This is a genomic window from Thalassolituus sp. UBA2590 (assembly GCF_002339775.1).
GTDB lineage: Bacteria > Pseudomonadota > Gammaproteobacteria > Pseudomonadales > Oceanobacteraceae > Thalassolituus.
The window spans coordinates 1-7,023 of the sequence record NZ_DDKU01000119.1 but is presented as its reverse complement, the minus strand read 5'-3'; the positions used below and the strand labels follow the sequence as shown (position 1 = coordinate 7,023).

Sequence of the window (7,023 nt, the reverse complement as noted above, 5' to 3'; positions counted from 1 at the left end):
AGGTCCCCCTGATGTGGCGGGACAACGACACGATCAAGCAGGACCTGCTATGCCTTAAACGAGATGACGATCAAGGCGCACCTGAGGATGGCCAGAAGAAACAGTCGCGCTGGCAACTCACCCTGCACTTTGATCTGGAAACGCTCGGCCCGCTGGATATCGAACTGGACTTATGTCCCCCGGCGGTATCTGCGACCTTCTGGTCAGAAACCTCAGATACCTTGTCGGAAATTCAACAGGCATTGCGACCACTGCGAGAAACCCTGACCTTACTCGGAGCAGACGTGGGCGAGCTGCGAGCGCGCCATGGGCGGAAATTACCCGGCGAGCAGCCAGTTATTAGACATTCACTGGTGGATATTCACACATGACGATTCCTGAGCACCTGCTGAACGCAACCGAAGCCATTGCTCTGGCCTACGATGGCGAACACGCCCCTCACGTCAGTGCCAGCGGTGAATATGATCTTGCACAAGCTATCATTTCCGTCGCCATCGCGCACGAAGTCCCGGTGTATGAGAATGCAGAACTGGCCACCTGGCTGGGGCAACTTGAGGTCGGGGAAGAAATTCCTGAACAGCTCTATCAGGTGATCGCTGAGATCCTGGCCTTCGTTTATCGCTTAGAAGGCCGCCTTCCTGGTCAACCGAAAGGCAGCAAGTAAACCCGATCTGTTACCGAAGCACTGAGCCACCTCAGTGAATGCTCTCGGCCTGATGTTCGAGGGAAGCCAGCAACCAACCGATGTGTGTTTCGACAACGTCATCAGGAATCAGATCAACGCCTGAGAGCAGTTTAGGCAGGGCTTTGTAGTAATAAGTATCAATGAGTCCATGCAGGGACGAAACGAAAAACAGCGCCAGTTGTTTCTGTCGTGCCTCTGAGGCAGCAGAGATCGCCGGAACCGCGTCCGCCAGCATAGTTAACAGATGCGACTGCCATTCTTCGGCCAGACGATCCACCTGGAGTAGCACGTCACGATCGACAACTTCCGGGTCTGTCAGCGTCATTTTGGGTGGCTGGAACATCAGCTGATAGTAGCCCGGTGAGCGCTGCGCAAACTGAATCAGGTGCCCGGCAAAGTTATAGAGTGCCGAACGCGGGTCAAGATGCTGACTCATCTGCTCGTTAATATCCTGAAACGCCATTTCAAAACCGCGGCGACGGGTGAAAACGAACAGAGATTCTTTGTTAGGGAAGTAGTTATAGATGTTGCTTGCTGTCATCCCGAGTTGAGATGCCAGTTTTCGCATCGACAGATGATGAAAGCCAACCTCAGCCATCACGTGCGACGCGCTGTCCATAATTCGTTCGCGCTGCGCGGCAATTTCTTCCGGTGTAAACGGCTTTTTAGGCATAGCTGACCCCAAATGCTCCAATCATGTACGCATGTTTATTAGAATTTTTCGCTGCACTTCATGTACATAGTCAGGAAAGCGACTATAAAACGATCAATCATTGATAAAATCAAGGCCATTAGAGGCCTAACCTCAACAATCCCCCACACTTTAAGGGACTATCCTGTCCAGCACCAGACCAAACCCGCCAAATTCCTCATCAGGCTGTTGGCAGCATCCATCAGTAACCGACTAAGAGACGTTTGAATCTACCCGTGATTTGATTCAGGACAAGATGCCCGGCTGATCGCAAGCGTATTCTTCTGCTAATTCATCGTCACTTACTTCTTCAATACTTATTCAAATATTCAAAAAACAGGCCAGCACATGTCGCAACACCTTACCTGGGACCCACTGATGATCCAGCGTTATAACCGCGCCGGGCCGAGATACACCTCTTATCCTACAGCGGTGGAATTTACACCGGCGACATCTGATGCCTGTGAGCGCTCCGCGCTGGCTGCTGACTCTGATAAACCACTATCGCTCTACTTTCACATCCCTTTCTGCCGTCACGTCTGTTACTACTGCGGCTGCAACAAAATAGTGACAAAACACAGAGACCGCGCAGAAGCCTACCTGGCAGAGCTTTACCGTGAAATCGATCTGAAAGCGGCATTGGTTGACCGCTCACGTCCGGTTGAGCAACTGCACCTGGGGGGCGGCACGCCAACGTACCTGAGTGATGATCAGTTGCGACAACTGATGACATACGTTCGTCAGAGGTTCAGCCTTCAGGATAACGAGAGTTCAGATTTCTCGATTGAAATTGACCCTCGAGAGCTGGGCCCTGACACCCTGAAGACCCTACGGGACCTAGGCTTTAACCGCGTCAGCTTTGGTGTTCAGGATCTGAACGAGCGTGTGCAGATTGCTGTGAACCGTGTTCAGCCAGAGGAAATGATTGAGGCTGTGATGCGAGACGCGCGGGCGCTGGGGTTCAGGTCTATTAATATTGATCTTATCTATGGTTTACCTCACCAGACCCGATCAACCTTTGCCGAGACACTGGAGCGCATCATCGATATGCGCCCGGACAGACTCTCCATCTTTAATTACGCTCACCTGCCAGAGCGTTTTATGCCTCAGCGTCGCATTAACTCAGAGGACCTCCCGGATGCGCCTGAGAAGCTGGCCATCTTCGGTACGGCCATCACCAGGCTCGATCAAGCGGGCTATCAATACATAGGTATGGACCACTTCGCCCTACCGGACGATGAGCTGGCCATTGCTCAACAGAAAGGCAAGCTACACCGTAATTTCCAGGGCTACACCACTCATGGTAACTGTGACCTGATCGGCTTCGGCGTGTCTTCCATCAGTCAGATTGGCTCTTCTTTTTTCCAGAACCAGACGGACCTGGGCAACTGGGGCGAGCAACTCAACAAGGGGCTGCTTCCAACGATGCGGCAAGTTTCATCAACCACAGACGACCTGATCAGAAAGACAGTCATTATGAGCCTGCTCTGTCATCTGACGGTTAAGTTCGATGATCTGAATACACTCTTTGCCATCGACAGCCGCTCCTATCTGAGTCGCTCGACAGAACAATTGCGTGAAATGGAAAAGGATGGACTGGTGACGGTTACGAGTGAAGCCATCAGTGTTACCAATGCCGGACGCCTGATGGTCCGTCAGGTATGTATGGCGTTTGATGCATACCGGGATGAGAACGAAACTCGGCGGTTTTCTAAGGCCATCTGAATCGCTTTATCGCCCTGCCAGAGCTATGTATCGAACGATGTATCGAGCGATGTGGCACCAGACCTACTCTGGCTGCCACAAACGCCAGTGGTGATCGACGTACTCAAGGTAAAGGGTCGCTTCAAAGGGCTTTTCTTCGGACTCCATAGCGCGCCTGAGAGGTCTTGCACGCCTGAAGACCGGCTCGCTGATCCAGCCTGCCAGACCGTCGACAAACCACCGGATATTTACTTCAACAAACCAGCGAGCATCACGCTCGATCGGATCCGTCATCGTCACCAGCGACTTTATACGCCGTGTACCGTATGACACCCCAGCACCTGCGTCATCTAACCAGTAGTAACGCCAGCCAACGACCACACGCTTGCGCCCCTTTTCTATCTCTTCGGTGGATATGCGCCTCTCCCGCCCAATCAACGCCATCTCAAAGAGTTCAGCCAGCTGACTGGCCTCAGCGCTGCGATCTGACTGCGATAGAGTCAATGGCAGGGACGCTGGTTTCCAGTATAAAGTTTCACCTGCATAATCACGATTGAGCACCTCAATCGCTGCTTCCGGACTGATATAAGGGACGGCGTGTGAAGACGCACAGAAAAACAATAAAAATATCTGTAACAAAGGTTTCATAATTACCTCCATGCACTTAGGATAGCCGCTTTCTGACAGGCCACACGAGAGGTAAGGTTCTGCACGGAAATGTCATCCGTTTGTCACAGAACTGTTATAAATTCCGGCGTGAAAAAAGAAACAGGAAAACACATGGCACAGTCTAATGCCCAACTGAGAGCCACTGAACCAGCAACCGGCATGGTGGCACGCATTACTTCAGATCCGCGTGAGATTCGTCAGGCGCTTGAGCTGCGATACCGTGTTTTTGCCGAAGACATGGGTGCAGACGTTCAGGGCGCAGACATGGGCATCGATAAAGATCGCTTCGATGACATCTGCATGCACCTGATCGTAAAGGACAACGAGACGGATACCATTGTGGCCTACAGCCGTATCCTGACCAATGACCTGGCAGCACGCGCCGGCGGCTTCTATTCGTCTACCGAGTTTGATCTGAGTCAAGTCCTGAAGCCGGGCAAGACGTACATGGAAATCGGTCGTACCTGTGTTGATCCCGATTTCCGCACCGGGGCCGCCATTGGCTACCTCTGGGGATTCCTCGCCGAGTACATGGAAGTCAATCGCATCGACTATCTGATGGGGTGTTGTTCAATTCCTGTATCTGGTGGTTTCGAGCAGGCCAACGCCATCATGGATCATCTGCGTGAAAAACATATGACCCCTGATAACCTGCGCGCTGTGCCAAAAATTCCGGTACCTGCGACCAGCACCGAACTCGACGGGAAGTCTCTGGTGCCGTCATTGCTGAAGGCCTACCTGAGAATTGGCGTAAAAATCTGTGGTGAACCGTACCTGGATGCAGACTTCGGAGTCGCCGACGCTATGATTCTGCTGCGCCGGGAAGATATGAACTACCGCTTCCTCAGCCGCATTCTGCGCGGCTGAAGAATCAGACAGTGGGGCTAATTGCCCCCTGTCTTTCAATTGGTCATTAACGACCGGATAGAGGCGAGATCAACCGTTTCGCTGTAACGATTCCGTCCACCCGCTTTAGCGGCATACAAGGCTTCATCTGCCGCCTCAATTAACGCATCCATACTGTCTGACGAAGACGGCTCCGCCCAGGCTAATCCCATACTTACCGTTAGGATGTCGCTCGTATCTGACGCTTCGTGAGGCATTGCTGCTTCGGTCAGCGACGACCGGATTCGGTCCGCAACGACCTTCATGCCGTCAAAATGAATGGATGGCAGAACCACAGCGAATTCTTCACCGCCAAAACGGGCGACCAGATCCCGCGGGCGCTGCACCTGCTCTTTCAGCGTCGCTGCTACTTTCTGCAGACAGTGATCGCCCTCAAGGTGACCATAGTGGTCGTTGAACGCTTTGAAATGATCGATATCCACCATGATCAGGCCAATATTGCCGCCCTCACGCTTCGCTCTCAGCCATTCAGCTTTCAGAAAATCATCGAAATAGCGACGGTTTGCGATACCGGTCAGGCCATCAGTAACAGACAATGATTCCAGTCGCTGCATTTCTTTGCGCGTTGCCAGCAGCTGATCAATCCGGATACGACACAGTTGAGAATTAAGCGGCTTACGCAGATACGCATCGGCACCTGCACCCAGTGAAGAAATTTCCACATTGTCATCATCAGGGCCCATCACAATCAGACCGATCTGACGGGTTTCAGGGTCCTGCTTCCAGTAATGGCAGAAACGCGACAATTGCTGTCCGGTAAAATTCTGATCTACAACTAACAGGTCTGGCTTGCGGTCTGGTTGATCGATCCAGTAATCCAGTTGCTCCTGATTCATCGCGCTTACCAGCGATACTTGCTTACCCAGCGCTTCACCAAGCTGAGCCTGCACAGACAAAGTTTCGTCTGCAATCAAAATAATGGGTTCTGTTGCCATAAATCCGGTGCCCCGACCGTTGTCCAAGTTGGGCTGGCCTGAGTCGCAAAACCGTTCACTGTCTGCGCTGATGACTCTCAAACCTGCCTTGAATATTATCGGCCAGCATATCGTATTCTTGCGGCTTGTTAATAAAATTTAACGATTAATTACTGGACGTCAGTTTAATTAAAAGTTAAGCGCTTTTTTTCGTCAGTTTATTGTCAACCCTTACCCGATTTGTCCTATTTCAAGCAATCCCTATGGCTGGCAAAAAGCCATTGTTACCGGCATCTTCAACCCCTGTAGAGGAACCTGATAAACTAAGTTCATGTTTTCAACAGGAGTTTCTCCCTATGTTCGTACGTACGATCTGCCTGTCTGGCCTCGCAATGGCGGCTTTTCTCTTTTCCGGTTGCAGTAATCAACTGGACGTCGCGACAGACTTCACCGTTGATAAAACGATCAGCAAAGAGAAACTCCCGGACTTTTCCTCCTACACCAATGTCAAAGAGAAGAAACAGGCCTTTTTCTCCTTTATCGAACGCCTGGCCGATGAGGCAAATAGGGAGATCATGGCCGAGCGTTCGGCCTTGCTCGCTATCAAGGAGTATGGGAAGTACGACGAGCTGGATGACGACGCGAACGAGTTTCTTCAAACGCTGGCCTCAAAGTACCGGCTCGAAGACGTGAAAGAAACCAGCAAGCTGGTAGAACGCCTGTTAGTGCGTGTAGCTCCGGTTCCGCCAAGCCTGGCCATGGCACAGGCGGCCAACGAATCAGCCTGGGGAACCTCAAGGTTTGCAGTGAAAGGTAACAATCTGTTTGGTCAGTGGTGCTTCAGCAAGGGCTGCGGTATTGTGCCTGAGCAGCGAGCTGGCGACGCATTCCACGAGGTAGCCTCTTTCAAGAGCCCCTACGCCAGCGTACGCAGCTACATGTTGAACATTAACCGCCATGACGCGTACCGCGAATTACGCCGTATCCGCTCAGAAGCAATGAAAAACAAAGGCTTTGCCAGCGGCACTGTGGTCGCCGGTGGGCTCGAAAGTTATTCCGAGCGAGGCCATGAATATATAGATGAAGTGCGCAGCATGATCAGATTCAACAAACTGGGAAAGTACGATCAGCCGGAAACCTCTGATTCATGACAGAGTCACATATCGAGGTCACGCTCATACGTCATCACTGGCTTCCTCTGAAGCGACGCAGTATCTCAGGCACCGTAACCTGGCTTTCTACCGACGGCATGACCGTCATCAGCCAGGGACAAATGCCCATCGGCGCCCGGGTCAACCTGACGATTTCCGCTGCAGAACATGAATTAAAGAATATCCCGGCTCAGATCGTTCGCGCAGAACCCGGGACACAGGGCAGCCGTTACAGCCTCCGCTTCCATAAAGAGCGGCTTTTAAGGCACGACGGCGATATCACCTTGAGATTACTGGGGTACC

The 7,023-nt window shown here is 52.0% G+C and carries 9 protein-coding genes; 6 read left to right on the top strand and 3 right to left on the bottom strand.

Going from position 1 to position 7,023, the window contains the following annotated elements; genetic code table 11:
* Nucleotides 1-371, top strand: a 371-nt coding sequence (locus B2067_RS10570; RefSeq protein WP_301388420.1) for a flagellar hook-length control protein FliK, incomplete at its 5' end; no start/stop codon positions are given.
* The gene (locus B2067_RS10565) at nt 368-664 is read left to right on the top strand and encodes an EscU/YscU/HrcU family type III secretion system export apparatus switch protein (RefSeq protein WP_068443640.1); all 297 of its coding nucleotides are present in this window, start codon (nt 368-370) and stop codon (nt 662-664) included. The genes B2067_RS10570 and B2067_RS10565, both read left to right, overlap by 4 nt.
* Nucleotides 665-695: 31 nt before the next feature.
* On the opposite strand, the gene B2067_RS10560 is transcribed toward B2067_RS10565, so the two are convergent.
* Nucleotides 696-1,358, bottom strand: a complete 663-nt coding sequence (locus B2067_RS10560) for a TetR/AcrR family transcriptional regulator (protein ID WP_068439212.1) — start codon at nt 1,356-1,358, stop codon at nt 696-698.
* A gap of 366 nt (nt 1,359-1,724) precedes the next feature.
* Here B2067_RS10560 and hemN point away from each other — a divergent pair, with 366 nt between their 5' ends.
* The gene (gene hemN, locus B2067_RS10555) at nt 1,725-3,101 is read left to right on the top strand and encodes an oxygen-independent coproporphyrinogen III oxidase (RefSeq protein WP_076514055.1); all 1,377 of its coding nucleotides are present in this window, start codon (nt 1,725-1,727) and stop codon (nt 3,099-3,101) included.
* Nucleotides 3,102-3,164: 63 nt separating this feature from the next.
* On the opposite strand, the gene B2067_RS10550 is transcribed toward hemN, so the two are convergent.
* A complete protein-coding gene (locus B2067_RS10550) occupies nt 3,165-3,728 on the bottom strand; it encodes a hypothetical protein (protein ID WP_139325713.1) in 564 nt (187 codons plus the stop codon).
* A gap of 132 nt (nt 3,729-3,860) precedes the next feature.
* On the opposite strand from B2067_RS10550, the gene B2067_RS10545 reads away from it, so the two are divergent.
* Nucleotides 3,861-4,616 (top strand): GNAT family N-acetyltransferase, encoded by a 756-nt coding sequence (locus B2067_RS10545; protein WP_076514050.1) that lies wholly within the window; start codon nt 3,861-3,863, stop codon nt 4,614-4,616.
* A 35-nt stretch (nt 4,617-4,651) separates the two neighbouring features.
* On the opposite strand, the gene B2067_RS10540 is transcribed toward B2067_RS10545, so the two are convergent.
* Nucleotides 4,652-5,590: a GGDEF domain-containing response regulator gene (locus B2067_RS10540; RefSeq protein WP_301388418.1), complete on the bottom strand. Its 939-nt coding sequence runs from the start codon at nt 5,588-5,590 to the stop codon at nt 4,652-4,654.
* A 335-nt stretch (nt 5,591-5,925) separates the two neighbouring features.
* Here B2067_RS10540 and B2067_RS10535 point away from each other — a divergent pair, with 335 nt between their 5' ends.
* A complete protein-coding gene (locus B2067_RS10535; protein ID WP_273087668.1) occupies nt 5,926-6,720 on the top strand; it encodes a glucosaminidase domain-containing protein in 795 nt (264 codons plus the stop codon).
* Nucleotides 6,717-7,023: PilZ domain-containing protein (locus B2067_RS10530; protein ID WP_301388416.1), on the top strand; the 307-nt coding region annotated here is incomplete at its 3' end. The genes B2067_RS10535 and B2067_RS10530, both read left to right, overlap by 4 nt.